Source organism: Cohnella cellulosilytica, assembly GCF_042431195.1.
Lineage (GTDB): Bacteria > Bacillota > Bacilli > Paenibacillales > Paenibacillaceae > Cohnella > Cohnella cellulosilytica.
This window is the reverse complement of record NZ_JBHMDN010000079.1, coordinates 16,225-42,780: the sequence shown is the minus strand read 5'-3', so window position 1 is coordinate 42,780 and position 26,556 is coordinate 16,225. Positions and strand designations below refer to the sequence as shown.

The window sequence follows — 26,556 nt, the reverse complement described above, 5'->3', positions numbered from 1 at the left end:
TAATGCCAGAGAACATACGGACGGGAGGGCGGCAAGAGATGGCGCTCAACGTGCATCAACTTCATATTTTCTACACCGTCGCGGACAGGGGAAGCTTCTCCGCGGCCGCGCAGACGCTGCATATGACCCAGCCCGCCGTGACGATGCAGGTGCAAGCGCTGGAGGAGCGGTTCGGAACGAAGCTGTTCAACCGGACGACGAAGCGGCTGGAGCTGACCGAGGCGGGGCGGCGTCTGCTCCCGCAAGCCCGCAAAGCGGTGGAGCTGATGCGGGACACCGACGAAATGATGATCAAGTATATCGAGGACCTGAAGGGCCGGCTGCAGTTCGCGGCCAGTCTGACGATCGGCGAATACGTGCTGCCCCGGCTGCTCGGCAGCTTCCTGCGGAGATTCCCGGACATCTCCGTCGATATGAAGGTGATGAATACGACCGAGATCATCGAAGCGGTCGCTCATCAAGGGCTGGATTTCGGCATTATCGAGGCGCCGTGCGACGTCCCGGGCATCGAGGCGCAGTCGGTCATGGACGACGAGCTGCTGCTGATCGCTCCGGCGGACCACCCTTTCGCCTTGCGCGAGCAGGTATCGCTGGAGGAGGCGATCCGCGAACCGTTCGTGCTGCGGGAAAAGGGCTCCGGCACGCGGCAGATTATGGCTGACGAGCTGCAGCGGCACGGAGTCACGGAGGAGCGGCTGCGGGTCGTCAGCGAATTCGGCAGCACGGGGGCGGTCAAATCGGCGGTGGAAGCCGGACTCGGCCTGTCGCTGCTGTCCGTATGGACGATCAAGCACGAGCTTGCGCTGGGGCTGCTGAAGCCGGTAAGGATATCCGGAGTCAGCTTCAGGCGGCAGTTTTATGCGGTTCGGCTGCGCTCGTCGCTGCTCCCGATCCCGGCTGTGGCTTTGCTGAACGAATTGGGGGAGCTGTCTCATGACTAAACGCGCGGATTTGCATACGCACACGACGGCTTCGGACGGCCTGTTCGCTCCGGCGGACAACGTTCGGATGGCGAAGGAAGCCGGATTGTTCGCGATAGCGATTACCGATCACGATACGGTTGCGGGCGTCGGCGAAGCTTTGCGGGCCGGCCGGGAGCTCGGCGTCGTTGTCGTGCCCGGGGTCGAGCTGAGCACGGTGACGGACGGCAAGGACATTCATGTGCTGGCCTACGGATTTTCCTTGGACGACGCAAGATGGCTGGCCCGGCTGGAGGGCGTGCGCGAGGAGAGAAATCGCCGGAACGAACGAATTCTGGCCAACCTGTGCGCGCTTGGCATGCCGATCTCGCCGGAGGAGCTGGCGGCCGCGGCCGGCAAGTCGGCGCGCAAGGACAAATCCGTCGGCAGGCCGCATATCGCCCAGGCGATGGTCGACAAGGGCTACGTATCCGACTTGAGAGAAGCGTTCGACAGATGGCTGGCGGAAGGGAAGCCGGGCTACGAGAAGCAGGGACGAGCTTCCTCGCTGGAGGCGATCGGGTGGATTCACGAAGCGGGCGGGAAGGCCGTCATCGCCCATCCGGGCATTTACGGCGACGACGAGCTGGCGCTCTCCTTGCTGGAGCGGGGAGCGGACGGGCTGGAGGCGTACCACTCGGACCACACCCCGGAGCAGGAGCGCCGCTACGCCGAATGGACGGCGGCCCGGGGCAAGCTGACGACCGGCGGCTCCGATTTCCACGGCATCAAGGACGGCAAGGTCTATCACGGTCCGATCGGCAACCGCAGCGTGGACGCAAGCGTCCTCGAGGGGCTCGGCGTGTGGACGGTGTAGCTTGCTCGTCTGCGGACCAATACGGGGCAGCGGAGGCCAGTAAGCTCGCGAGGCGGCGCTATATCGACGCGAACTCGTTCACCTGTCACTTGGCGCGGAACACCTATAGAAAGGCGGCAATCTCAAGGACGCGAAGTCCCGGGATTGCCGCCTGTTTTTTATTTTACCGCGGAGGGCATTTGCTGGATTCGGTTTTCGTCCGGCGTGACGAACAGCGTTTTCTGGGCGTCGTAGATGACGAAGCCTGGTTTGGCGCCGTTCGGCTTGCGGACATAGCGAATGAGCGTGTAGTCGACGGGAACGCTGCTAGACGACTTGGCTTTGCTGTAGTAGGCGGCCAGCATCGCCGCCTCGTGCAGCGTCGCCTCGCCGAACTCGCCGCCGCCGCGGATGAGCACGTGGGAGCCGGGAATGTCCTTCGTATGCAGCCACGTGTCCGATGCCGAAGCGAGCCGGTTCGTGATGTAGTCGTTTTGCGTGTTGTTTTTGCCGACGTAGATCGGGATGCCTTCGCTCGACGTGTAGCACAGCACGGCCGGACGGTCCTTTTTCCGCTTTTTCGCCCCGCGCTTGACGCCCCGCTCGCGAATGTAGCCCTGCTCGATCAGCTCGTCCCGGATTTCCCCGATGTCGTCCGGGGTTGCCGATTCGAGTCCCTGCAGCACCGAGGCCAGGTAGGCGAGCTCCGCGTTCGTCGCTTCGATCTGCTCGGTTACGACGACGCGGCTGTTTTTCAGCTTGGTGTATTTGCGGAAGTACCGCTGGGCGTTCTCGTTCGGCGTGAGCAGCGGATCGAGCGCGACCGTGCGCGTCGGCTGCTCTTCCTCGTAGTAGTCGACGACGTCGACGGAGGTATCGCCCCGCTGGAAGGCGTACAGATGCGCGGTCAGCAGCTCGCCGAGCCGGCGGAACTTGTCGGCCTCGGCCGCTTCGTCGAGCGTCTCCCTGAGCTTGCCCAGCTTTTTCTCGTTTTTGGCGATTTCGTTCAGCAGAAAACGGTTCAAATCCGTCGTGCGCTGCCGGACGAGATCGCGGGACGCCTTGTCCCGATAAAAGCTTTCCAGACACTCGTGAACGGAAGGGAACGTTTGCTTTTCCCCTTCCAGATGCGTCAAGGGAAGGGCCGAGAAGGCGGCTTTGCCGTTCTCCTGCACGACGATATTGGGCTCGTACGCATCGCGCGCGACCTGATCGAACGTTTCTCGGAACGCCGCCCACAGCCCCTGCGGGTGCCGCGAAGCCCGGAAGGCGATCTCGCGGGAAATGAGCGGGCTCAGCCCGGTGAACGCCCCGAGCAGAGCCTTCGAAGCGGCGTCGACGTAACTGTCGTCCCGAAGCTCGGGCAGGCTGCCGCCGCGGGACGTCAGCTCGGCGAACTCCGCTTCGCCGACGCCGAGCGGGTCGGCCTTGTCCTGCTCCGGAGGGGCGACGTACGCGGTTCCGGGAAGAACGACGCGATAGCTGCTGATCGCGGGAGTGACGTGGCGAATGCCGTCGTGCACGACGCCGGTGACCGGGTCCAGCAAAATAATGTTGCTGTGACGGCCCATAATTTCGATGACGATCCGCTTCAGGGAGGCGTCCCCGAGCTCGTCCCGATGCCGGACGTCGAGCTCGACGACTCTTTCCATGCCAATCTGGCGGACGGCTTCGATGACGCCGCCTTCGCAATATTTGCGCAGCAGCATGCAGAACATCGGCGGCTCGGACGGATTGGCCCAAGCTTGCTCCGTCCAGTGCAGGCGGGGCATCGAAGGGTGAGCGGACAGCAGCAGCTTGCCGCCCGCGCCTTGCCCGCGTATATGCAGGATCAGTTCGTTGTCCGTAGGCTGATAGATTTTAAGAATACGCGCTTTGACGCACGATTGAAGCTCGCGCACGAGCGCTCTGACGACGATTCCGTCCAATGACATGTCGTTTGATCTCCTGTGTAAGTAAGTTCGCTTCGGATAGTTTCCGTCTCTTATGATGCCATACATTTTCCGAAAGGGAAAGCGCGGGGGAGTTTCCTGCTCGTCGTCATCTCGCATGACGGCGGCTCGGCCGCTATTTGCATGCGCTGGCGATCGGCAATCCTCGTACAACCCCTCGGGATATTTCCCGGCTTGTCTGAATACATATAGGTCAAGAACCGCACGCGGAGATGACGGAAGGGGTTGACGATCTTGGATGATCAGGCATGGCATCAGCTAAGCGAGGAGCAATTGGTGAAGGCGCTGGATACGAACGGCGAGCAGGGGTTGTCGCGGGAGCAGGCGTCGGAGCGTTTTCAGGCGCTCGGTCCCAACGAGCTGGCCGAGAAGCGCGGGGATTCTCCGCTGAAGCTGCTGCTGAATCAGTTCAAGGATTTTATGGTGCTCGTGCTGGTCGGGGCCACGGTGATCTCCGGCTTGCTCGGAGAAATTCTGGATGCGCTCACGATCATCGCGATCATCCTTATTAACGGAGTGCTCGGCTTCTATCAAGAATACCGGGCGGAGCGCTCCCTTCGGGCGTTAAAGGAGCTGTCCGCGCCCTTCGCCAAAGTGATGCGGGACGGGGAGCTGCTGCACATTCCCGCGAGAGATCTCGTGGCGGGGGATGTCGTGATGCTGGAAAGCGGCGACCGGGTGCCGGCCGATCTGCGTTTCGTATCCTGCAACGACTGCTCGGTGGACGAATCGGCGCTGACGGGCGAATCTGTGCCGGTGGCGAAAACGGCCGGCAAGCTCGATTCCGCGGAGCTGGCGCTCGGGGACCGTAAAAATTGCGGCTATCTCGGGACGATGGTGACCAAGGGGACGGCGAAGGGGATCGTTACGGTTACCGGGATGCGCACGGAGATGGGTAAGATCGCCGATCTCATCCAGCAGACGGAGGAGGCGGAAACGCCGCTTCAGCATCGGCTGGAGCAGCTCGGCAAAATCTTGATCGTCGTGGCGCTCGCCTTGACGGTAGTTGTCGTGCTGGCCGGCATTTTGCACGGACAACCTGCCTACGAGATGTTCCTGGCCGGAGTCAGCCTGGCCGTCGCCGCCATTCCGGAGGGCCTTCCGGCGATCGTCACGATCGCGCTGGCGCTGGGCGTGCAGCGGATGATCAAGCGAAGGGCGATCGTCCGCAAGCTGCCGTCCGTCGAGACGCTCGGCTGCGCCTCCGTGATTTGCTCCGACAAGACCGGCACGCTGACGCAAAATAAAATGACGGTGACGCAGCTGTGGCTGGGCGGAAGGACGATCGAAGTCACCGGGGAAGGGTACGAGCCGTCCGGCCTGCTCAAGGAGAACGGCCTCGGCATCGACGTGAAGGGCGACGCCGCTCTGCGCCGGCTGACGCAGATCGCCGCGCTTTGCAACAATTCGGATCTGTCCCAGCAGGATAAAAGCGACGATCCGAAAAAGCGCAAGTCGGTCAAAGGGGAACAAGCGTCCCCCGACGAGCTGGAGTGGACAATCAAAGGCGATCCGACGGAAGCGGCGCTGCTCGTGCTGGCGGCCAAGACGGGGCTGGTCAAATCCGCGCTGCAAAGCCTGTATACCCGCGTCAAGGAGTTTCCGTTCGACGCCGAGCGCAAGCGCATGTCGGTGCTTGTCTCCCACCAGGGCGGCAAGCTGGTTTGCGCCAAAGGCGCCCCCGATCTGCTCGTCGGCCAATGCGCCTACGTGCTGTGGGACGACCAGGTCGTTCCGTTCACGGGATCGCTGAAGACGAAGGTGCTGAAGGCGAACGAGGCGATGGCGCGCGATTCGCTGCGCGTCCTCGGGATGGCTTACCGGGAAGTCAAGGCGCACGAAAGCTGCGACAGCGGCGAACAGGCCGAGAGCGGGCTTATTTTCGTCGGATTGACGGGGATGATGGACCCGCCGCGCAAGGAAGTCAAGGAAGCGATCTACAAGTGCCGCCAGGCCGGCATCAAGACGGTCATGATTACCGGAGACCACGGCACGACGGCGGAGGCGATCGCCAGGACGCTCGGCATTGTCGGCCGCGAGGGCCGCGTCGTCAGCGGAACCGAGCTGTCGGTGATGTCCGACGACGAGCTGGAGAAAATCGCCGACGACGTGAACGTATACGCCAGAGTCACGCCGGAGCACAAGCTGAGAATCGTGCAGGCTTTGCAGCGCCGCGGGCACGTCGTGGCGATGACGGGGGACGGGGTCAACGACGCCCCGGCGGTCAAGGCGGCCGATATCGGCATCGCGATGGGCATTACGGGAACGGACGTCACGAAGGAAGCCTCCGCGCTCGTGCTGTCGGACGACAATTTCTCGAGCATCGTCGCCGCCGTGGAGGAAGGACGCGGGATCTACGAGAACATCCGCAAGTTTATCCGCTATTTGCTCGCATCGAACGTCGGGGAAATTATGACGATGTTCCTGGCGATGATGGCCGGATTCCCGCTGCCGCTCGTTCCGATTCAAATTTTGTGGGTCAACCTGGTCACGGACGGGCTGCCGGCGATGGCGCTCGGCGTCGATCAGGCGGAGAGCGATCTGATGCAGCAGAAGCCGCGTCCGGCCAAGGAGAATATTTTCGCCAGGCGTCTCGGTTGGAAAATCGTCAGCCGCGGCGTGCTGATCGGCTTCTGCACGCTCGGCGCGTTCGTGCTGGCGCTGAAGGCGGGCGAAGGGCAGCAGGACCAGCTTGTGCATGCGCAGACCGTCGCGTTCGCCACGCTCGTCATGGCGCAGCTTATTCATGTGTTCGACTGCCGCAGCTCGCGCTCGATTTTCCATCGCCGGTTTCTGGAAAACAAGTTCCTCGTCCTCGCGGTGCTGTCCTCGCTCGTGCTGATGCTGGCGGTGCTGTACCTCGAGCCGCTGCAGCCGGTGTTCAAGACCGTTCCGCTCGACTTCCGCGATTGGGCGCTCGTCCTCGTCGCGGCCGGCATTCCGACGTTCGCGATGGGAGCCGGCAGCGTCTGGGGCTCGTCGAAGCAGAAGAAAAACCGCAGCAAAATGACGTACGGAGGCAACTCCGCCTCGGCCAGACCCGCCCGATAATCGGGCTGCCCAAACAGCCTTGCTCCCGCCTCGCGGGGCGCAGGGCTGTTTGGCTGTTCGGCCGGATTTGCCGAAGACCTGCCGATAACCCTCGTCTGAGCGGACGGGATAATGGAAGTAAACCCGGTTTGACGGCTCCGGCGTCGTCGAATTGAGGAGGAAAGGCTTCTGCGCAGCGACCGGCCATCGTGTATAATGAACGTTAGCGAATCGAGATCAGATGGGGGAGTGCAGAATGTACGCAAGCCAAAAAATACTGCTGCTCGGATCGGGCGAGCTGGGCAAGGAAGTCGTCATCGAGGCGCAGCGGCTCGGCGTCGAGACCGTGGCGGTCGACCGCTACGAGGGAGCGCCGGCCATGCAGGTCGCGGATCGCAGCTATGTGATCGACATGCTGGACAAGCAGGCGCTGAGAGAGGTCGTCGAACGGGAGAAGCCGGACCTGATCGTGCCCGAGATCGAGGCGATCGCCACCGCCGAGCTGCTGAAGCTGGAGGAGGAAGGCTATCGGGTCATTCCGACCGCCCGGGCGGCGCGTCTGACGATGGACCGCGAGGGCATCCGCCGCTTGGCGGCCGAGACGCTGGGCCTGCCGACGGCCGCGTACCGGTTCGCCGATACATACGGGCAATTCGCCGCGGCGGCGAAGGAGATGGGCTTCCCCTGCGTCGTGAAGCCGCTGATGAGCTCTTCGGGCAAAGGGCAAAGCGTCTGCCGCTCGGAAGCGGACCTCGAGCGCTGCTGGACGATTGCGATGGAGGGCGGCCGCGTGCAGCAGACGAGAGTGATCGTCGAAGAGTTCATTACCTTCGAGTCGGAAATTACGCTGCTCACCGTCCGTTCGGTCGGAGGCACGGCGTTCTGCCCGCCGATCGGCCACATCCAGAAAGACGGGGACTACATCGAATCGTGGCAGCCGCATGAGATGACCGCCGGACAGCTGGAAGAGGCGCGGCGGATCGCCCGGGCGATCACCGACGAGCTGGGCGGAGCGGGGATTTTCGGCGTCGAGCTGTTCTTGGCCAAGGACAAGGTTTATTTCAGCGAAGTGTCGCCGCGGCCGCACGATACCGGGCTCGTCACGCTGGTCAGCCAGAATCTGTCCGAGTTCGCGCTGCATGTGCGCGCCATTCTCGGCTATCCGATTCCGGAGATCGAGAACGTCGCTCCCGGGGCAAGCCGCCCGCTGAAGGCGGACCGGGAGCTGGACGACTATCGGATCGGCGGCATCGAAGGCGCGTTGTCCGTTCCGCATACGCAGCTGCGCGTCTTCGGCAAGCCGGTTACGAAGCCGGGGCGCCGGATGGCGGTCGCCTTGTCGACGGGCGCCACCGTCGCGGAGGCGCGGGAGCGGGCCTCGAAGGCGCTGGGGCATCTTCGTATTCTGGAAAGCTGATTTTCCGTTCGTCGTAGTCGAAAAGTGCAAATAATTGCAGAGTTGCTGTATGCTCATCCCGCCTTCGTCCCGCTATGATTAATCGAGTGAATGCGATTAATCCGACCGACAGGTCATAGCGGGAGGCATACGGTTATGGAATTTACGAAAATGCACGGACTCGGCAACGATTTTATCGTCGTGGCCGGTGAGCAGGCTCTGCCGGACAACGCGGCGGAATTGGCGATTCGTCTATGCCATCGGTTTTTCGGTATCGGGGCGGACGGACTGGTGTACATTTTGCCTTCGGAGAAGGCGGACTTCCGCATGAGAATCATCAACTCCGACGGCTCGGAGGCGGAGCAGTGCGGCAACGCGATCCGCTGCGTCGCCAAGTACGTCCACGACAACGGCCTGGCTTCCGGAACGAAGCTGACGATCGAGACGCTGGGCGCCGGCGTGCAGCCGGTCGTGCTGCAAGTCGAAGACGGCCAGGTCGCGCAGGTGACCGTCGATATGGGCAGGCCGATTCTGAACGGACTCGACGTGCCGACGACGATCGACGCCAATCCGGTTATCGGCCATTCGGTCGAGGTGGACGGGCGCGAATTTAAATTTACCGCGGTGTCGATGGGCAATCCGCACTGCGTTATCTACGTGGACGACGTGGCCGGGTTCGATCTGGCGGCGTGGGGACCGAAGCTGGAGACGCATCCGCTGTTCCCGCGCAAAATCAACGTTGAGTTCGCCACCGTCCATTCCCGCGGCCAGGTGGACATGCGGGTATGGGAGCGCGGCGCGGGTCCGACGCTGGCGTGCGGCACCGGCGCTTGCGCGACGCTGGTCTCCTCGGCGCTGAACGGCCTGACGGACCGCGAGGCGACGATCTCGCTGGCCGGCGGCGATCTGCGCATCCGGTGGGACGAGACCAGCGACCGCGTCTATATGACCGGCCCGGCGGCCGTCGTCTATGCCGGAACGGTGGACGCGTAAGCGGGGAACGGCCTTCGGCACGGGAAATCGCCGCTATATTCCGCCCAAAATAGAAAATTCCGCTCAACCCGATCGCATTTGGTCGGGTTTTGCCATTTTCCCGGGATGAAAATTATGCTACATTAAGGATACTTTATTTTAATGAAAGTTCAAAAAGTCCGGTTTTCAGCACCGAGGCTGGTCGTTCGCCTTACGGCGAACTGCTCGCCCATGCATCCTGGAATATTGTATGAAGCTAGGGACTGAGGAACGGAACGTAGGCAAACCTACGTGAGTACCGGAAGGCCCGGCTGAATGCAAGATTCGATGTCGAGTCTGCTTCCTGGAATGCTCCGTGATCAAAAGCGGACTTTTTGAATAACCTCTTATACGAAATGGATGGGAAGCTTCATGAAACCGGATTTGCGCACGGCCCTCGCCCGCAAGCCGCTGGTCGGCGACGGCGCGATGGCGACGTATTTATACCAACTCGGATTGCCTGTCGGCGTATCGTTCGAGGAGTTCAACCTGTTGAAGCCGGACGTCATCGCGGACGTGCACCGGCAGTACGCGGCGGCCGGAGCGGAGATCATCGAGACGAATACGTATTCCGCGCAGCAGAACAAGCTGGCCCGTTACGGTCTGGAGCATAAAGTCGAAGAGATCAACGCCGCCGGCGTCGCGCTCGCCCGCAGAGCGGTCGGCGACAACGTATACGTCGTCGGTTCGATCGGCGCGGTGCGGGGAGGCGCCGGCAAAAACATCAGAACGGCGGTTGTCAAACGCGATTTCGAGGAGCAGATCGGCGTTCTGCTCGGATCCGGCGTAGACGGTCTGCTGCTGGAAACGTTCTTCGACCTCGAGGAGATGTCGCTCGCCCTGTCGCTGATCCGCAAGAAAAGCGATATCAGCGTCATCTGCCAATTCGCGGTCGAGGACCCGGAGAGAACGCGCGACGGCATCCCGCTCGCCGAAGCGTTTCGCAGGCTGAAGGGCGAAGGCGCGGACGTGATCGGCTTTAACTGCCGCAGCGGACCGGCCGGCATTCTGCGCGCGCTGGAGACGATTCCACCCGATCTGAGCCTGCCGCTCAGCGTGTTTCCGAACGCAGGCATCCCGGATTACGTCGACGGCCAGGTCGTCTACTCGGCGACGCCGGAATACTTCGGGCTGTCGGCCCGCAAGTTCGCGGACGCGGGAGCGAAGCTGATCGGGGGATGCTGCGGCACGACGCCGGAGCATATCGCGGAGATCGCCAAGGCGCTGCGCGGCTATTCGCCCGCCGCGCACGCGGCCGTCCCGGCTCCCGCCGAGAGCCAGGCGAGCGTCATTGAAGCGGCTTCGGCGCCGGCCGAGCCGCCGCAGGACGCGGAGCCGAGCATCGTCGATCTTGTGCGCGAGCGCCACACGATCATCGTCGAGCTGGACCCGCCGCGCGATCTGGACATCGCGAGGTTCATGGCGGGCGCCCAGGCGCTGAAGGACGCCAAAGCCGACGCGCTGACGATGGCCGACAATTCGCTGGCGGTCACGCGGATGAGCAATCTGGCGCTGGCCGCGCTGCTGAAGGAGCGGGTCGGCATTCGCCCGCTCGCCCATATCGCCTGCCGCGACCGCAACCTGATCGGCACGCAATCGCATATGATGGGCTTCGACGCGCTCGGCATCGACCACGTGCTGGCGGTGACCGGAGATCCGGCCAAGTTCGGGGATTTGCCCGGCTCCAGCTCGGTGTACGACCTGACCTCATTCGAAATCATTCGCATGATCAAGCAGCTTAACGAAGGAATCGCCTTCTCGGGCAAGCCGCTCAAGCAGAAAGCGAAGTTCGTCGTCGGAGCCGCGTTTAACCCGAACGTCAAGCATCTGGACAAAGCGGTCCAGCGTCTGGAGCGCAAAATTTCGGCCGGAGCGGACTACATTATGACCCAGCCGGTATACGATCCGGAGCTGATCGAACGAATCGCCGAATCGACCAAACATTTGAACGTCCCGATTTTTCTCGGCATTTTTCCGCTGGCCAGCGGACGCAACGCCGAATATTTGCACAACGAGGTTCCGGGCATCCAGCTCTCCGATGTGGTCCGCCAGCGGATGAGCGGGCTGGAAGGGGCCGCGGGCCGCGCCGAAGGCGTCAAAATCGCCGAAGAGCTGCTCGACGTGGCGATGGCGCATTTCAACGGCATCTATCTGATGACGCCGTTCATGGCTTACGACATGACCGTTTCCCTGACCGAATACGTTCGCAGCGCAAGCCCGAGCCTGAATCGGACCCCCTTCAAATAAGCCTATAGTTCCTCTTGTCCCCCCCGGGGATTTGAAGTACAATAGGCAATAATCGATAGATGTATAAATAAGGGCATTATCGGCCTTCAGTATGCGGCGGACCGCTTCTGGCAACACTGGAAGCGACGGTTGCGCCGACCGCACCTGTATGGTAGGAATGACCGGGGGGAAAAGGCATACCATGGCGATCAAGCTGATCAATATCGGATTCGGCAATATCGTGTCCGCGAATCGGATCATTTCTATCGTGAGCCCGGAATCGGCTCCGATCAAGAGGATCATCCAGGAGGCGCGGGACAGGCACATGCTGATCGACGCGACCTACGGCCGCCGCACGCGGGCGGTCATCATTACGGACAGCGATCACGTGATTTTGTCGGCCGTTCAGCCGGAGACGGTAGCGCACCGGTTGTCTACCAAAGACGACGAACACGATGAATGAATTGGGGAACACGATGAACAAAGGGATTTTATTCGTATTATCCGGCCCTTCGGGGGTCGGCAAAGGAACGGTCTGCTCCGCATTGCGCGGCAAGATCCCCGGGCTCGTGTATTCCGTGTCGGCGACCACCCGTTCTCCCCGCGAGGGAGAACAGGACGGCGTCAACTATTTCTTCAAGACGCACGAGCAGTTCAAGCGCATGATCGAGAAGGACGCGCTCCTGGAGTATGCGGAATACGTCGGCAATTACTACGGAACCCCGCGGGAGTTCGTGGAGAAGACGCTGGCCGAAGGCAAGGATATCATTTTGGAGATCGAAGTGCAGGGAGCCATCAAGGTGAGGGAGAAATTCCCCGAGGGCGTCTTTATTTTCCTTATGCCTCCGTCGCTTAACGAGCTGAAGATGAGAATCGTCGGCCGCGGCACGGAGACCCAGGCGACGATCGATCACCGGCTGTCGGTGGCGGTCGAAGAGATGAATCTGCTGCACCATTACGATTATGCCGTCGTCAACGACGAGATCGATCTGGCCTGCGGCCGGATCGGCGCGATCATTACGGCGGAGCACTGCAAGCGGGAACGGTTTCTCGGAGAGCTGTTCGAACAGCTGGAGACGCTCAAGACCGCGGATAACGTCTAACGAAGAGGTGAACGATATGTTATATCCATCCATCGACGAATTGGTAACGAAGGTCGACAGCAAATATACGCTGGTCGTCGCTGCGGCTAAGCGAGCGCGCAACTTGCGCGAAGGCGTCATGTGCAATCTTGGCTCGCCGAAGTCCCACAAGCAGGTCGGCGTCGCTCTCGAAGAGATTTATCATGAAGCGATCAAGGTCGAACACATCAAGCCGGCCGTCGCAGTCGAGGAATAAAGCACGAACGTTCGGCAATCGGATACGGATCAAGAAGGAAAGACAACCCTCGCGGTTGTTTTTTTTCTAGGGCGTGTATGCATACACGCCCTAGGCAAATGAGGCGGGAGGAGTTAGGATGAACAAGCCGCTTGCGGGAAAAACGATATTGGTAGGCGTTACGGGAGGGATCGCGGCGTACAAGGCGGCGACGCTGTGCAGCCGTCTGGTCGGCCTCGGCGCGGCGGTCCGCGTCATGATGACCGAAGGAGCGACGAAGTTCATTACGCCGCTGACGCTGCAGACGCTGACGCGCCACCCGGTGGCGACGGACGTGTTCGACGAACGGGACGCGGCGATCGTGCAGCATATCGATTGGGCGGATTCCGCCGACCTGGCGGTCGTCGCCCCGGCGACCGCCAACATGCTGGCCAAGCTGGCGAGCGGTCTCGCGGACGATATGCTGAGCACGACGCTGCTGGCGACGACGGCTCCGCTGCTGATCGCGCCGGCGATGAATGTACATATGTGGGAGCACCCGGCGGTGATCGACAACGTCAACAAGCTGGCTTCCCGGGGCGTCGTGTTCGTGGAGCCGGGAACCGGCCAATTGGCGTGCGGCTATGTCGGCAAAGGCCGGCTGGCGGAGCCCGACGAGATCGTCGACGCCGTCGTGGCGAAGCTGATCGGGCCTAAGCCGCTGGCCGGGCAGCGGGTGCTGATTACGGCCGGGGGCACGGTCGAGCGGATCGATCCGGTGCGCTATATTACGAACGATTCCTCGGGGAAAATGGGGTTCGCCATCGCGGAGGCCGCCCGCGACCGCGGCGCGGAGGTTACGCTCGTGTGCGGGAGAACGGAGGCGACTCCTCCTCATGGGGTGAACGTGATTCGAACGGATTCGGCGCTGCGGATGCGGGACGAAGTAATGAGCCGATTGGACGGGACGGACGTGGTCATTAAGGCGGCCGCGGTGGCCGATTACCGGCCTGCCAGCCGCGCGGATCAGAAAATCAAGAAAACCTCCGACTTGTTGACGCTGGAGCTTGTCCGCAATCCCGATATTTTGCAGGAGGTCGGGGAGTGGAAGGAAGCGCGCGGCGGCGGACCGTTCGTCGTCGGCTTCGCGGCGGAGACGACGGATGTGGAGAAGCATGCTTTGGACAAGCTGGCGCGCAAAAAATGCGATCTGATCGTCGCCAATAACGTGGCCGAGGCGGGAGCGGGCTTCGGCGCGGAGACGAATATCGTCAGCGTGTACGGACGCGGCGGCTTCGCCGAGCATCTGCCGCAAATGACGAAAAGAGCCGTCGCCGAGCGGCTGCTCGACATCGTTCGGGACGCGCGGAAAGGATCGTCGGAGCGATGACGGTGGCCAGAGTGATCGTGGACGTTCCGAGCCGGGACACCGACCGGACGTTCGACTATGCCATCCCCGAGCGGCTGCGCGAATGGGTGGAGGTCGGCAGCCGGGTCGCGGTGCCGTTCGGGCCGCGCAAGCTTCAAGGGATCGTGACCGCCCTGGCCGACGACGCCGAGGTCGAGCGCGGGAAGCTGAAGCCGCTCGAGGAGGTGCTCGACGCGGTGCCCCCGCTGTCCGCCGAGCTGGTCGCGCTCGGGGAGTGGATCAGCCGCAGGTGGCTGTGCCCGCTCACCGTCGCGCTGCAGGCGATGCTGCCCGCCGCGCTGAAGGGACGGGCGGAGAAATACGTGCAGCAGGCCGCCGGAGCGGTCTGGTCCGATGCAGAGATCGCCCTGAGCGGCGGTCTCTTGCTTGCGCTGGGCAAAGGCAAGCCGCTCAAGCTGGCCGCGCTGCTCCAGCAGTACCCCGATCAGGGCGCGCTGTTGAAGATGTGGCTGCGGGAAGGGCGGCTGGAGGAACGGCAGCGCGTGGAGGACCAGCTGTCGGTCAAAACGGTGCTGACGGTGTTTCCGGCCGAGACGGAGCGTCTGCTGGAGGCGGCGGGGACGATTCCGGCGCGAGCGGGCAAGCAGCGCGAGCTGGCCGCGTATTTGGCGGAGCATAACGAGCCTGTTCCGCTGGCGAAGCTGGCGGAGACGCTCGCGACGACATCGGGCACGATTCGCTCGCTTGAGGAGCGGGGGCTGGTCGAGATCTGCCCGGTGACGGAGGATCGGGACCCGTATGCGGACCGGGATTTTCCGGCCAGCGCGCCGATGCGGCTGACGCCGAAGCAGGAGGCGGCTCTGGCTCCGATTCGCGAGGCGCTGGACGCGCGGGTCAGCCGCACGTTCCTGCTGCACGGGGTGACGGGGAGCGGCAAGACGGAAATCTACTTGCAGGCGATTCAGCGCTGTCTCGACGCGCACCGCGAGGCGATTGTGCTCGTGCCGGAGATCGCGCTGACGCCGCAGATGGTCGAGCGCTTCAAGAGCCGCTTCGGCGCGCGGGTCGCAGTGCTGCACAGCCGGCTGTCGCACGGAGAGCGCTACGACGAATGGCGCAAAATCCGCGAAGGCCGGGCGCAGGTGGCGGTGGGGGCGCGTTCGGCGATTTTCGCTCCTTTTGCGAGCATCGGACTGATCGTCATCGACGAGGAGCACGAGTCTTCCTACAAGCAGGAGGAAAGCCCGAAATACCATGCGCGCGACGTCGCCATCGAGCGTGCCCGGAGACAAGGCGCGGTCGTTGTGCTCGGCTCGGCCACCCCCGCACTCGAAACCTATGAAGCGGCCGTATATGAAGGAAGAGAGACGGCGCTGGGCGAGACGGCTTACATCGCTTTGCCGGAGCGGGTGGCGAACCGGCCGCTGCCCCGCGTGCATGTCGTCGACATGCGTGAGGAGCTGAAGCTCGGCAACCGAGCGATGTTCAGCCGGATGCTGGCCGACGCGATTCGCAGCCGGTTGGAGAAGCAGGAGCAAATGGTGCTGCTGCTGAACCGCAGAGGCTACGCGACGTTTGTCATGTGCCGGTCCTGCGGCTATACGGCCGCCTGTCCGCATTGCGAGATCGCGCTGACGTATCATCGGGGCTCGCAAAACTTGCGCTGCCACTACTGCGGTTATTCGGAGGCCGAGCCGAAAATCTGTCCGAGCTGCGAGAGTCCGCACATCCGTTTTTTCGGGACGGGCACGCAGAAGGTGGAGGAGGCGCTGGCCGCGACGTTCCCGGGCATTCGCGTCATACGGATGGACGTGGACACGACGTCGGAAAAAGACTCTCACGAGCGCTGGCTGACCGAGTTTCGCGAGCGCCGCGCGGACGTGCTGCTCGGCACGCAGATGGTGGCGAAGGGGCTGGATTTTCCGTATGTGACGCTGGTCGGGGTGCTGGCCGCGGACGCGGCTCTGCGTCTGCCGGACTTCCGCGCTTCCGAGCGCACGTTCCAACTGCTGACGCAGGTGGCCGGACGGGCCGGTCGCCATGAGCTGCCGGGCGAGGTGATCATCCAGACGTACGACCCCGAGCACGAGTCCGTTACCTCCGCTCAAGGGCACGATTATCTCGGCTTCGCGGAGCGGGCGCTCGTGCTGCGCAAGCAGCTCGGTTATCCTCCGTATGGCCGGCTGATCTCCGTCACCTTTTCCCACGAGTCGGTTCCGATGCTGCTCTCGATCGGTCAGCAGTTCGCCTCCGGACTGCGCGACAAAGCGGATGCGCTCGGCATTCGCCGGGACTTCGATCTGGGCGGCGCGGCGGCAATGGAGGTGCTCGGGCCAGTCGCTTCTCCGATCGCGAGATTGAAAGATCGCTACAGGTTTCAATGTATGGTAAAATATCGGGGAGACATGGATGCGAGCCGTCTCGTAGCGGAGACGCTGGGCGCTATGTCGGATGCGGTCAAAAAAGGCGGCGTGCTGGTCAGCGTCGACGTAGACCCGCAAATGATGCTTTGAGAGGAAGTTCAAAAAGTCCGGTTTTGATCACGAAGTTGATGCCGGGAAGCGGATTCGACGTCGAATCTTGCATTCAGCCGGGCCTTCCGGTGCTCACGTAGGTTTGCCTACGCTAAGCGATCGCTTCCTCGGTCCCTAAGCTTCTCTCAACCGAAAGCCGACTTGTTGAACGAGGCAGTACAAACGTCTGTAACGAAAAGGAAGGGTGCCGTTATGTCCATTCGGTTAATCGTGAAACACCCCGACCCCGTGCTCCGGGAACGAGCGCAGGAAGTGACGAAATTCAATGCCAATCTGCACAAGCTGCTGGACGACATGGCGGATACGATGTACGACGCCGACGGCGTTGGCCTTGCGGCCCCGCAGATCGGCATTTCGAAACGGGTTATCGTCGTTGATGTCGGAGACGAACACGAGCTCATCGAGATGGTCAATCCCGAAATCGTCCTCACGGAAGGCGAGCAGCTTGGGCCGGAAGGCTGTCTGAGCATCCCGGGCCTTCAGGGCGACGTTAAGCGGGCGAACCGGACCGTAATCCAGGGACAGGACCGACACGGCAAGCCGATCCAATACGATAGCACGGAGTTTTTGTCCAGGGCGTTCCAGCACGAAATCGATCATCTGAACGGCGTTCTGTTCATTGACATGGCGGAATCCGTGTACGAGGCGCGCAAACCGGAAGAGCAGGAACCGGATAAAGATCAGGATCAGGAGCAGGATGGAGATTAAAATGAAGATTTTGTTTATGGGAACGCCGCAGTTCGCGGTGCCTTCGCTGGAGGCACTGCTGGAGCGCGGCTACGAGGTTGCGGCAGTCGTGACGCAGCCGGATCGGCCTAAAGGCCGCAAAAGAGAGCTGACGCCGTCGCCCGTCAAAGCGTTTGCGCTCGAACGAGGCCTGCCGGTGCTGCAGCCGGAGAAGCTGCGCTCGCCTGAGGGCGTCGCCGCCGTGACGGAGGCAGCGCCGGATTTGATCGTGACGGCCGCGTACGGGCAAATATTGCCGAAGGCGGTGCTCGATCTGCCTCGTCTCGGGTGCATCAACGTGCATGGCTCGCTGCTTCCGAAGTATCGCGGAGGGGCGCCGATCCAGCGTTCGATCATCAATGGCGAGAAGACGACCGGCGTAACGTTGATGTATATGGCGGAAGGACTCGACACCGGGGATATGATCGCCAAGGTCGAGGTGCCGATTCGGGACGAAGATACGGCGGGCACGATCTTCGATAAGCTGAGCGAGGCGGGAGCGAAGCTGCTGCTCGAATGGCTGCCGCGGATCGAAGGCGGTTCGGCGGGCCGCACGCCGCAGGCTGACGACGAGGCGACCTATGCGCCGAATTTGTCCCGCGAGGACGAGAAGCTGGAATGGAGCCAAAGCTCGCGGCGGATTTTCGACCGGGTGCGCGGGCTCAATCCGATGGCCGGCGGATTTACGCATTTGGACGGAGAAGTGTTCAAGGTGTGGGGCTGCGCCGTTCCTGGCCCGTCGGATGCCGAGCTGCGTTCCGAGTGGGCTGCTTTCGCTCCCGGCGCGGTTTTGGAGACGGGCGCTTTCGGCATTCGCGTGCGAACGGGAGACGGCAGCATCGTGCTGACGGACGTCCAGCCCGCCGGCAAAAAAGCGCTGAAAGCGGCGGAGTTCGCCAAAGGAGCCCGTCTGGCTCCCGGCAAGACGCTCGGGTAACCCCGGGCTTTTTTTGATCGATTGGCGCCGTTTGGGCGATTACTCGTTCCGTTGATTGCAGGGACGCGGCGAATGTGGAAATAACGGTCCGAGAGGCCGCTAAATGGCGGTGAACGTGGACGAAGGCTGGATTAACGGTCCGAGAGGCCGTTAAATGGCAGCGAACGTATAAGAATGTGGGAATATTAGTCTGCGAGACCGTTAAGTGACGGTGCGCACGTGAAAATAGATGCGTTCGTTAGGCCGATAACGCAACTAATTCGGCTAATGCGTGTATTAAGAAATCATGCGAGATAAGGATGCGAAGGATGACGAAGACGATTCGAATGCCCGGCGGCAAGCCGCAAAGCGCGCGCGAAGTGGCGATGAGCGTGCTGCATAACGTGGAGACGCGGGGAGCGTACAGCGGGCTGGAGCTGAATCAGACGCTGCAGGCGGCGGGATTGTCCCGCCCGGACGCGGCGCTGGCGACCGAGCTGGCGTACGGGACGATTCAGCGGCTCAATACGATTGATTACGCTCTGCAAAGCCGGGTGAAGGGCTGGCCCAACAAAATAGAGCCGTGGGTGCGGGCGCTGCTGAGAATGAGCTACTATCAGCTGCGATGGCTGACCCGCGTGCCCGCGCACGCGGTCGTCGACGAGGCGGTCACGATTGCGAAGAAGCGCGGCCACGCCGGGATCGGCGGCCTGGTTAACGGCGTGCTGCGCGCCGTGCTCCGGGAAGGCTTCGCCGCGCCGCTGCCGCGGGACTTGCCGGCCGCGAAGAGAATTTCGCTCGAGCACAGCCATCCGCTCTGGCTGGTCGAGCGATGGATTGCGGAATTCGGCGAAGCGGCCGCCGAACGGATGTGCGCGGCCAACAACGAGCCGCCGCATCTGTCCGCACGGATCAATCCGCTGCGGACAACGCGCGAACGGCTGCTCGCGGAGATGGCGGACGCCGGTTTCGAGGCCGTCCCGTCCCCGCTGACGCGGGAGGGGATTGTCGCGATCCGTGCGGGCAATCTTGTCCATACCGACTGGTACAAGCAAGGGTTTCTGACGATACAGGACGAGAGCTCGATGCTCGTAGCTTCCGTCGCCGATCCGCGTCCCGGGATGAAGGTGCTCGACTGCTGCGCCGCCCCGGGAGGCAAAACGACGCACCTGGTCGAGAAGATGCGCGACGAAGGAAGCGTTACGGCCAACGACGTCCATCCCCACAAGGAGGCGCTGATCCGGCAGCAGGCCGAACGACTCGGCCTTGAAAGCGTGCGGACGACGACCGGCGACGCGCTGGAGCTGGCCGGCAAGCTGGATCCGGAATCGTTCGACGTCGTGCTGCTCGACGCGCCGTGCTCCGGTCTGGGCGTCATTCGCCGCAAGCCGGAGATCAAGTGGAACAAATCCGCCGCGGATATCGCGGCCCTGTCGGAGCTGCAAAGCCGGCTGCTGGAACGGGTTCAATCGCTCGTCAAACCCGGTGGAACGCTCGTGTACAGCACGTGCACGATCGCTGCGGAGGAGAACGAGGAGACGGTTCGCGGCTTTCTGCGGCGGCACCCGGAGTTTGCGCTCGATCCCGGCGGCTGGCCGGAGGAGACGCTTGAGCCCATTCGCGCGAAGGGGCTTTTGGCGGAGCCTTTTGCAGGCATGCTGCAGCTGCTTCCCGACGCGTTCGGAAGCGACGGTTTCTTCATCGCGAGGCTGCGGAAGCAAAGCGGATAATTTTATGATAAAATGTACGAATGGTGGTGACGAAGTTGGAGAAAGTCAAAGACAAGGATAAGGAACAACTCAATCCGTTTATTTACGATTTATCCTTGGAGCAAATCCAGGAATGGATCAAGGAGCAGGGGGAACCCGCTTTCCGGGCGGGACAGATATTCGACTGGCTGTACGTAAAGAGAGTGAATTCGTTCGAAGAAATGACGAACCTGCCGAAGCCGCTCAGAGACAAGCTTGCCGCAAGCTTCCGGTTCGTGACGCTGACGGAGCTCGCCAAGTTCGAGTCGAAGGACGGCACGGTCAAATTTCTGTTCGGCCTGCAGGACAACCATGCGATCGAGACGGTCATTATGCGGCACAACTACGGCAACAGCGTCTGCGTAACGACGCAGGTCGGCTGCCGGATCGGCTGCACGTTCTGCGCTTCGACGCTGGGCGGACTGAAGCGCAGTCTGACGGCGGGCGAGATTATCGCTCAAGTCGTGAAGGCGCAGCAAATTCTCGATCCGCTGGACGAGCGGGTGTCGAGCATCGTCATTATGGGCATCGGCGAACCTTTTGAAAATTACGACGCGACGATGAGCTTCCTGCGAACGATGATTCATCCGAAAGGGCTCAATATCGGAGCCAGACATATTACGGTGTCGACGAGCGGCATCGTGCCGAACATGATCCGCTTTGCCGACGAGAACACGCAGATCAATCTGGCGATTTCCATTCACGCGCCGAACGACGCGCTGCGCTCGAAGCTGATGCCGGTCAACCGCAGATATCCGTTCGCGGACGTCATCGACGCCTGCAAATACTATATCGAGAAAACGGGAAGAAGGATTACGTTCGAATACGCGCTGATCGGGGGCATGAACGATCGGCCCGAGCATGCGGAAGAGCTCGGAGACGTGCTGCAGGATATGCTGTGCCACGTCAATCTGATTCCCGTCAACTATGTGCCGGAGCGCAATTACGTCAGAACGCCGCGGGACGATATTTTCGAATTTCAGAGAGTGCTCCAGAAGAAAAACGTAAACGTGACGATCCGCCGGGAACAAGGACACGACATCGCGGCGGCATGCGGCCAATTGCGAGCGAAGCATATGGAGACGACGACGGGGTGATGCGAGATGTTAACGGTATTGCGAAGTCATGTCGGCAAAGTCCGGCAAGTCAATGAAGATCAGGCTTGGAGCGGCTCTCTTGCCGGAGGGTGGACCGCGGCGATCGTGGCCGACGGAATGGGCGGCCATCGCGCCGGCGACGTGGCGAGCTCCCTTGCCGTGGACAGTCTGGTCCAGTCGCTGCAAGCGTGGGAGCACTCGGCGTCCGCCGCCGACGGCGTCCCCAAGCTCCAGGAGATCATACGCCAGGCGAACAAAGCGGTGTTCGAGACGGCGTCGCTCAATGAACAGTATCACAATATGGGCACGACCGTCGTGATGGCGATGATTCGCGAGAACGCCGGACTGATCGGCCATATCGGAGACAGCCGGGCCTACCGTCTGCGGGACGGACGGCTTGAGCAGCTGACGGAAGACCACACGCTCGTTAACGAGCTGACGAGATCCGGGCAGCTAAGCCCGCAGGAGGCCGCCCATCATCCGCGCCGCAACGTGTTGACCAGAGCGCTCGGCACGGACCGCGAGGTCGAGGCCGACATCCAGGTGATCGATTGGAGGAGCGGGGACGTGCTGCTGCTGTGCAGCGACGGACTCAGCGGCTTGGTGGAGCATTCGGAAGTGCAGGCCGAGCTGGAGCGTTCCGAGGCGGAGCTGGACCAGCAGGCCCAGCGCTTGATCGATCTCGCGCTGCTGGCCGGCGGAGACGATAACATTACGGTTGCGCTTGTCGCGGACGACACGCGGGCACAGGCCGCGGGAGGAGGATCGGCATGATCGGACATACGCTTGGCGGACGTTACGAACTGCTGGCCCGAGTCGGCGGCGGCGGCATGGCGCTCGTCTATAAAGCCCGGGATTTGCTGCTTAACCGTTTCGTGGCCGTGAAGGTGCTGCGCCAGCAGTTCACCCACGACGACGACTTCGTCAAGAGATTCCGTCGCGAGGCGCAGGCCGCCGCTTCGCTGTCGCATCCGAATATCGTCAGCATCTACGACGTCGGACAAGTCGACGACACGCATTATATCGTCATGGAATTCGTCGACGGCGCCAACCTGAACGAAATCATTCGCGAACGGGCGCCGCTGCAAGCGGAGGAAGCGGTGAGAATCGCCGTGGAAATCTGCGACGCGCTGGAGCACGCCCATCATAATCAAATCATCCATCGCGACATTAAACCGCACAACATATTGATCGGCAACAACGGCCGCGTCAAGGTGACCGACTTCGGCATCGCCCGGGCGGTTACTTCTTCGACGATTACCCAGACGGGCTCGGTCATCGGCTCCGTCCACTATTTCTCCCCCGAGCACGCCAAGGGCGTCGCAACCGGGGAGAAGTCGGACCTGTACTCGCTCGGTATCGTGCTGTACCAGATGCTGACCGGAAGATTGCCGTTTCTGGGCGAAAGCCCGATCAGCGTCGCGCTGAAGCATCTGCAGGAGCCGTTCGAGCAGCCGCGGCTGGTCAACCCGTATATCCCGCAAAGCGTGGAAAATATTATTTTGCGGGCGATGCGCAAAAATCCCCAGGAGCGTTACCAGTCGGCCAAGGAAATGCAGCGCGACCTCGAGACGTGCATGCGGCCGGACCGGCTCAACGAACCGGCGCGGCATTACGAGAGCGACGAAGAGGACGAACGGGACAAGACGAAGGTCGTGCCGGCCATTCGGCCGGACATGCGCAATACGATCGAAGCTCCGTCCGTCAAAGCCTCCTCCGCGGAGGAACGCTGGAACGAGGACGAAGCGGACGGACGCAAGCGCAAATGGGTGCTGCCGACCGTTCTGGGCGTCATCGCCGTCGTGCTCATCGGCGTGCTGATCTGGGCGGTCTCGCTGCTCAAGGACGTGACCAACGACGACGTTCCGGTTCCGGACGTGATCGGCAAAGAAGAGATGGAGGCGGTTGAAATATTGACCGCGGCCGGGTTCCAGATCATGGATCCGACGGTGTACAAGGAAGTGGAAGACGAAGAGGACGATGGCCGCGTGATCGACCAGTCGAAGAAGAAGGACACGGTCGCCAAGGAAGGCTCGCCGATCCAGCTGACGGTCGGCAAGGCGAAGGAGCTTCCGCTCATGCCGAGCTTTGTCGGACAGCAGTACGATACGGCCGTCGCCCAGCTGCAGGCGATGGGGGTCAACGCGAACAACATCATTCCGAGCGAAAAGTATAACGAGAGCGAGCCGGGAACCATTCTCGACCAGATTCCCGCAGCGGAAGCGAAGTTTGATCCGACCTCCGCGACGACGAAAATTACGCTTGTCATCAGCAAAGGCGAAGAAGCGTTCCCGATGCCGGATTTGATCGGCAAGACCGAGGCCGAGGCCAAAGCGATGATCGAGCGGCAGGATCTGGTGCTGCAGGAGGTGTACCGCGAGCCGAGCTACAGTACGCCGAAGGACGAAGTGTTTAAGCAGTTCCCGGCCAACAAGGACGAGATGGTCACTCCGAAAACGAAGGTGCAGATTTGGGTGAGCAGCGGTTATCCGGTGGACGCCTTGGAGAAGAAGCTGACCGTCACGGTCTCTCCGGCCGTGGAAGGGCAGCCGAGCGACATCAAGATCGTGTATTCCGACGCGACGGGAGACAATATCGAGAGCGTATCGAAGAGGATCAGCTCGACGACCTCGTTCCCGGTCACGCTGGTGCTGTCTCCGGATAAGACGGGGCTGATCACCATTATGCGCGACGGCAACTTCTGGAGGTCCGAGCCCGTCTACTACGACGACAGCCACATTCCGGCAACGACGTCTCCGGACCCCGATCCGGGCAGTTCGGGAGAAGAGGATCCGCCTTCGGAAAGCCCTTCGGAAGAAGTGACGGACAACGGGTTTCAAGAGGACACGGAAGGGCAGTGACCCGCGCTCGAGCGGAGTCGGTCCAGGGGTTGCAAAGGAGCTGGATGGGAGTGCCCGAGGGCATTATCGTTAAAGCGTTAAGCGGTTATTATTACGTGCAGGGCGAGGACGGCGGAGCGCCGGTGCAGTGCCGGGGCAGAGGCATCTTCAAGAAGCGGGGCGAGTTCCCGCTTGTCGGAGACCGAGTCGGGTACAGCGAGACGGAGAACGGGGAAGGGACGGTCGAGGCGATTAGGCCTCGTTCGTCCCAGCTCGCGCGTCCGCCGGTTGCCAACGCCGATCTCGCCGTGCTCGTGTTTTCCGTCGTCAGGCCGGAGCTGAATCTCGGCCTGCTCGACAAGTTTCTCGTGCACATTGAACATGCCGGGCTGGACGCGGCGATCGTCTTCACGAAGCTGGACCGGATTCCGGAAGGGGAGGAAGGCGAGCGCATTCGCCGCGACGTCGCGTCCGCGGAGGAGTTGTATTCCTCGATCGGATACCGGGTGTTGAAGACAAGCGCTCACCGGGGCGAAGGATTGGATGAGCTGAGAGCGGCTCTGGCCGGACATATCAACGTGCTCGCCGGCCAATCCGGCGTCGGCAAGTCGTCCCTCGTCAACGCGCTCGTGCCCGGACTCCGGCTGGAGACGAACGAGATCAGCGACAAGCTGGGGCGCGGCAAGCACACGACGCGGCATGTGGAGCTCGTTCCGGTCGCCGGAGGTGGCTATTTGGCCGATACGCCGGGCTTCAGCCAGCTCGATTTTGCCGAGCTCGGCATCGACGAGATCGGCTCCTGCTTTCGCGAGTTCGCGCAGCGGTCGTCCTCTTGCAAATTCAGGGGCTGCACGCATATCCACGAGCCGCAATGCGCCGTATTGGAGGCCAAGGAGCAAGGACTGATCGCGGCCAGCCGCTACGACAATTACGTCGGCTTCATGGCGGAATGGAAAGATAACAAGCGGAGGTACTGACATGACGATTATCGCGCCATCCATTCTCGCTTCGGACTTCTCCCGGCTCGGAGAAGAAATTCGCAGCATTGAAGCTGCCGGGGCGGATTGGGTACATATCGATATTATGGACGGGCATTTCGTGCCGAACCTGACGTTCGGACCGCCGATCGTGGAGATGATCCGTCCGGTGACGAAGCTGATCTTCGACGTTCATCTGATGGTGGAGAGCCCGCAATCGCTGTTCCCGGCGCTGGCCAGAGCCGGCGCCGAGCGGGTGACGGTACATCCCGAGGCTTGCGTCCATCTGCATCGCACGTTGACGGAAGCGAAGGAATTGGGCATGAAGGCGGGAGTGGCGTTAAATCCGCATACGCCTTTGTCGGTGCTGGAGTATATGCTGGACGAGATCGATCTCGTTCTCATAATGACGATCAACCCCGGATTCGGGGGCCAGAGCTTCCTGCCGGCGATGCTGCCCAAGCTGCGCGATTTGCGCGCCATGCTGCGGCGGCACGGCAAGGACGACATTCACGTTCAGGTCGACGGGGGCATCAACGCCGATACCGCGGCGCTCGTCAAGGAAGCCGGAGCGGACTCCATCGTGGCGGGCACTTATATATTCGGCCATGCCGACCGGGCGGCGGCGATCGCTGCGCTGCGCTGACAATTTGTCTGGCATAGGACAAAACTTCCTCCGCATACATTGTAATCAGTAGCGGGTTTCGACGGTGGAAAGGGGCCTGCGAGGGTTTAGCCTGCGGAGGAGGGATGGGACGATGAAATTTTACACCATCAAGCTGCCGAAATTTTTGGGTGGCTTCGTCAAAGCGATTCTCAACACTTTTCATAAAAATTGACGCCTTGTAGTAGGCAAGCATAAAAAGAAAACCGTCAGACGAGTCTGACGGTTTTTCCTCATGGCCGAACTGCGAATCCTTATACGCGGGTTACCGCGCCGGATTTCAGAGCTTTGGCGCTGACATATACGCGCTTCGGCTTGCCGTTCACCAGAATACGCACTTTTTGTACGTTGACCCCCCAAGTACGGCGGGAAGTGTTGTTCGCGTGAGACTTGTGGTTGCCCGAACCTGGCGTTTTCCCCGTGATATAACATTTGCGAGCCATTAAATACACCTCCTTGCCACGTCCATACAAATACTTTCCTATCTTAGCATAGCGCGTATCCGGATGCAACGAAAAATGCGCATATTGAAAGCCTTTACGGTAGATTCGCCAGAAATGACCGCTTTACGGCTTCATTCTCCCGTTTTTTTATAGTACAATGGGGTATAGTCCATAATAAGCCATAAAGGAGTGATTTTCCATGCCTCTGCAGCTCGTCTCGGAGAACGGAAAGATTGATGTAGCAGACCAAGTGATCGCCGTGGTTGCCGGTTCGGCGGCGTTGGATTGTTATGGACTGGTCGGCATGGCGTCCCGCAAAGGCCTGAAGGACGGGATCGCGGAGATGCTCGGACGGGAAAACCTGTCGCGCGGCGTAGAAGTCCGCCAGGAAGGCGAACAGATCCATCTCGATCTGTACGTGATCGTCAGCTATGGAACGAGAATTTCCGAAGTGGCCCATAACATTCAATCCAAGGTGAAGTACGTGCTGGAAGAAGTGGTCGGCTTGCGGGTCGATCAGGTGAACGTGAACGTTCAAGGAGTGCGGATTCTGAAGTAGTATTTTGAGGGAAGGGG

General features: G+C 61.5%; 23 protein-coding genes. 21 read left to right on the top strand and 2 right to left on the bottom strand.

Annotated elements, in window-relative coordinates:
* Positions 1-38 precede the first annotated feature (38 nt).
* Both ACFFT4_RS33390 and ACFFT4_RS33385 read left to right on the top strand, forming a co-directional pair.
* Positions 39-941, top strand: coding sequence for a LysR family transcriptional regulator (locus ACFFT4_RS33390; RefSeq protein WP_378053881.1), 903 nt, complete (start codon positions 39-41; stop codon positions 939-941).
* Positions 934-1,776: a PHP domain-containing protein gene (locus ACFFT4_RS33385; RefSeq protein ID WP_378053879.1), complete on the top strand. Its 843-nt coding sequence runs from the start codon at positions 934-936 to the stop codon at positions 1,774-1,776. Before ACFFT4_RS33390 ends, ACFFT4_RS33385 begins: the two co-directional genes overlap by 8 nt.
* A gap of 158 nt (positions 1,777-1,934) precedes the next feature.
* On the opposite strand, the gene ACFFT4_RS33380 is transcribed toward ACFFT4_RS33385, so the two are convergent.
* The gene (locus tag ACFFT4_RS33380) at positions 1,935-3,689 is read right to left on the bottom strand and encodes an Rqc2 family fibronectin-binding protein (RefSeq protein WP_378053877.1); all 1,755 of its coding nucleotides are present in this window, start codon (positions 3,687-3,689) and stop codon (positions 1,935-1,937) included.
* A gap of 252 nt (positions 3,690-3,941) precedes the next feature.
* On the opposite strand from ACFFT4_RS33380, the gene ACFFT4_RS33375 reads away from it, so the two are divergent.
* The 18 genes from ACFFT4_RS33375 (at position 3,942) to spoVM (ending at position 25,712) form a co-directional block, all read left to right on the top strand.
* Positions 3,942-6,758, top strand: coding sequence for a calcium-translocating P-type ATPase, SERCA-type (locus tag ACFFT4_RS33375; protein WP_378053875.1), 2,817 nt, complete (start codon positions 3,942-3,944; stop codon positions 6,756-6,758).
* Between the two features lie 235 nt (positions 6,759-6,993).
* The gene (purT, locus tag ACFFT4_RS33370; RefSeq protein WP_378053873.1) at positions 6,994-8,154 is read left to right on the top strand and encodes a phosphoribosylglycinamide formyltransferase 2; all 1,161 of its coding nucleotides are present in this window, start codon (positions 6,994-6,996) and stop codon (positions 8,152-8,154) included.
* A gap of 135 nt (positions 8,155-8,289) precedes the next feature.
* Positions 8,290-9,126: a diaminopimelate epimerase gene (dapF, locus tag ACFFT4_RS33365; protein WP_378053871.1), complete on the top strand. Its 837-nt coding sequence runs from the start codon at positions 8,290-8,292 to the stop codon at positions 9,124-9,126.
* Between the two features lie 390 nt (positions 9,127-9,516).
* Complete coding sequence (locus tag ACFFT4_RS33360; RefSeq protein WP_378053869.1) at positions 9,517-11,391, top strand: bifunctional homocysteine S-methyltransferase/methylenetetrahydrofolate reductase; 1,875 nt, start codon at positions 9,517-9,519, stop codon at positions 11,389-11,391.
* A 181-nt stretch (positions 11,392-11,572) separates the two neighbouring features.
* A complete protein-coding gene (remA, locus tag ACFFT4_RS33355; RefSeq protein ID WP_027084220.1) occupies positions 11,573-11,833 on the top strand; it encodes an extracellular matrix/biofilm regulator RemA in 261 nt (86 codons plus the stop codon).
* 13 nt (positions 11,834-11,846) lie between these two features.
* On the top strand, positions 11,847-12,473 hold the full coding sequence (gene gmk / locus ACFFT4_RS33350) for a guanylate kinase (RefSeq protein ID WP_378054477.1): 627 nt from the start codon (positions 11,847-11,849) through the stop codon (positions 12,471-12,473).
* Between the two features lie 16 nt (positions 12,474-12,489).
* Positions 12,490-12,708, top strand: coding sequence for a DNA-directed RNA polymerase subunit omega (rpoZ, locus tag ACFFT4_RS33345; protein ID WP_378053866.1), 219 nt, complete (start codon positions 12,490-12,492; stop codon positions 12,706-12,708).
* A gap of 118 nt (positions 12,709-12,826) precedes the next feature.
* On the top strand, positions 12,827-14,056 hold the full coding sequence (gene coaBC, locus ACFFT4_RS33340) for a bifunctional phosphopantothenoylcysteine decarboxylase/phosphopantothenate--cysteine ligase CoaBC (protein ID WP_378053864.1): 1,230 nt from the start codon (positions 12,827-12,829) through the stop codon (positions 14,054-14,056).
* Positions 14,053-16,548, top strand: a complete 2,496-nt coding sequence (gene priA / locus ACFFT4_RS33335; protein WP_378053862.1) for a primosomal protein N' — start codon at positions 14,053-14,055, stop codon at positions 16,546-16,548. Before coaBC ends, priA begins: the two co-directional genes overlap by 4 nt.
* Positions 16,549-16,761: 213 nt before the next feature.
* A complete protein-coding gene (gene def, locus ACFFT4_RS33330; protein ID WP_378053860.1) occupies positions 16,762-17,277 on the top strand; it encodes a peptide deformylase in 516 nt (171 codons plus the stop codon).
* A 1-nt stretch (position 17,278) separates the two neighbouring features.
* Entirely contained in the window at positions 17,279-18,232 is a 954-nt protein-coding gene (gene fmt / locus ACFFT4_RS33325) for a methionyl-tRNA formyltransferase (protein WP_378053858.1), read from the top strand.
* 308 nt (positions 18,233-18,540) lie between these two features.
* Positions 18,541-19,941, top strand: a complete 1,401-nt coding sequence (gene rsmB / locus ACFFT4_RS33320; protein ID WP_378053856.1) for a 16S rRNA (cytosine(967)-C(5))-methyltransferase RsmB — start codon at positions 18,541-18,543, stop codon at positions 19,939-19,941.
* A gap of 35 nt (positions 19,942-19,976) precedes the next feature.
* Positions 19,977-21,056 (top strand): dual-specificity RNA methyltransferase RlmN, encoded by a 1,080-nt coding sequence (gene rlmN, locus ACFFT4_RS33315; RefSeq protein ID WP_378053854.1) that lies wholly within the window; start codon positions 19,977-19,979, stop codon positions 21,054-21,056.
* A gap of 6 nt (positions 21,057-21,062) precedes the next feature.
* Positions 21,063-21,830: a Stp1/IreP family PP2C-type Ser/Thr phosphatase gene (locus ACFFT4_RS33310; RefSeq protein ID WP_378053852.1), complete on the top strand. Its 768-nt coding sequence runs from the start codon at positions 21,063-21,065 to the stop codon at positions 21,828-21,830.
* Complete coding sequence (gene pknB, locus ACFFT4_RS33305) at positions 21,827-23,917, top strand: Stk1 family PASTA domain-containing Ser/Thr kinase (RefSeq protein WP_378053850.1); 2,091 nt, start codon at positions 21,827-21,829, stop codon at positions 23,915-23,917. The genes ACFFT4_RS33310 and pknB overlap by 4 nt, the downstream gene beginning before the upstream one ends.
* 50 nt (positions 23,918-23,967) lie before the next feature.
* Positions 23,968-24,873, top strand: coding sequence for a ribosome small subunit-dependent GTPase A (gene rsgA / locus ACFFT4_RS33300; RefSeq protein WP_378053848.1), 906 nt, complete (start codon positions 23,968-23,970; stop codon positions 24,871-24,873).
* Position 24,874: 1 nt separating this feature from the next.
* On the top strand, positions 24,875-25,519 hold the full coding sequence (gene rpe, locus ACFFT4_RS33295; RefSeq protein WP_378053846.1) for a ribulose-phosphate 3-epimerase: 645 nt from the start codon (positions 24,875-24,877) through the stop codon (positions 25,517-25,519).
* Positions 25,520-25,631: 112 nt separating this feature from the next.
* Entirely contained in the window at positions 25,632-25,712 is an 81-nt protein-coding gene (gene spoVM / locus ACFFT4_RS33290; RefSeq protein WP_041064529.1) for a stage V sporulation protein SpoVM, read from the top strand.
* A 79-nt stretch (positions 25,713-25,791) separates the two neighbouring features.
* Here the strand turns inward: spoVM and rpmB are convergent, their stop codons facing one another.
* A complete protein-coding gene (gene rpmB / locus ACFFT4_RS33285) occupies positions 25,792-25,980 on the bottom strand; it encodes a 50S ribosomal protein L28 (protein WP_094041487.1) in 189 nt (62 codons plus the stop codon).
* Between the two features lie 199 nt (positions 25,981-26,179).
* Between rpmB and ACFFT4_RS33280 the strand changes: the two genes are divergently transcribed.
* Complete coding sequence (locus ACFFT4_RS33280; protein ID WP_378053843.1) at positions 26,180-26,539, top strand: Asp23/Gls24 family envelope stress response protein; 360 nt, start codon at positions 26,180-26,182, stop codon at positions 26,537-26,539.
* Positions 26,540-26,556 lie beyond the last annotated feature (17 nt).

Coding starts and splice junctions, on each gene's coding strand:
- ACFFT4_RS33390 (WP_378053881.1), top strand. CDS start 39: ATGGCGCTCAACGTGCATCAACTTCATATTTTCTACACCGTCGCGGAC.
- ACFFT4_RS33385 (WP_378053879.1), top strand. CDS start 934: ATGACTAAACGCGCGGATTTGCATACGCACACGACGGCTTCGGACGGC.
- ACFFT4_RS33380 (WP_378053877.1), bottom strand. CDS start 3,689: ATGTCATTGGACGGAATCGTCGTCAGAGCGCTCGTGCGCGAGCTTCAA.
- purT (WP_378053873.1), top strand. CDS start 6,994: ATGTACGCAAGCCAAAAAATACTGCTGCTCGGATCGGGCGAGCTGGGC.
- dapF (WP_378053871.1), top strand. CDS start 8,290: ATGGAATTTACGAAAATGCACGGACTCGGCAACGATTTTATCGTCGTG.
- ACFFT4_RS33360 (WP_378053869.1), top strand. CDS start 9,517: ATGAAACCGGATTTGCGCACGGCCCTCGCCCGCAAGCCGCTGGTCGGC.
- remA (WP_027084220.1), top strand. CDS start 11,573: ATGGCGATCAAGCTGATCAATATCGGATTCGGCAATATCGTGTCCGCG.
- gmk (WP_378054477.1), top strand. CDS start 11,847: ATGAACAAAGGGATTTTATTCGTATTATCCGGCCCTTCGGGGGTCGGC.
- rpoZ (WP_378053866.1), top strand. CDS start 12,490: ATGTTATATCCATCCATCGACGAATTGGTAACGAAGGTCGACAGCAAA.
- coaBC (WP_378053864.1), top strand. CDS start 12,827: ATGAACAAGCCGCTTGCGGGAAAAACGATATTGGTAGGCGTTACGGGA.
- priA (WP_378053862.1), top strand. CDS start 14,053: ATGACGGTGGCCAGAGTGATCGTGGACGTTCCGAGCCGGGACACCGAC.
- def (WP_378053860.1), top strand. CDS start 16,762: ATGTCCATTCGGTTAATCGTGAAACACCCCGACCCCGTGCTCCGGGAA.
- fmt (WP_378053858.1), top strand. CDS start 17,279: ATGAAGATTTTGTTTATGGGAACGCCGCAGTTCGCGGTGCCTTCGCTG.
- rsmB (WP_378053856.1), top strand. CDS start 18,541: ATGACGAAGACGATTCGAATGCCCGGCGGCAAGCCGCAAAGCGCGCGC.
- ACFFT4_RS33310 (WP_378053852.1), top strand. CDS start 21,063: ATGTTAACGGTATTGCGAAGTCATGTCGGCAAAGTCCGGCAAGTCAAT.
- pknB (WP_378053850.1), top strand. CDS start 21,827: ATGATCGGACATACGCTTGGCGGACGTTACGAACTGCTGGCCCGAGTC.
- rpe (WP_378053846.1), top strand. CDS start 24,875: ATGACGATTATCGCGCCATCCATTCTCGCTTCGGACTTCTCCCGGCTC.
- spoVM (WP_041064529.1), top strand. CDS start 25,632: ATGAAATTTTACACCATCAAGCTGCCGAAATTTTTGGGTGGCTTCGTC.
- rpmB (WP_094041487.1), bottom strand. CDS start 25,980: ATGGCTCGCAAATGTTATATCACGGGGAAAACGCCAGGTTCGGGCAAC.
- ACFFT4_RS33280 (WP_378053843.1), top strand. CDS start 26,180: ATGCCTCTGCAGCTCGTCTCGGAGAACGGAAAGATTGATGTAGCAGAC.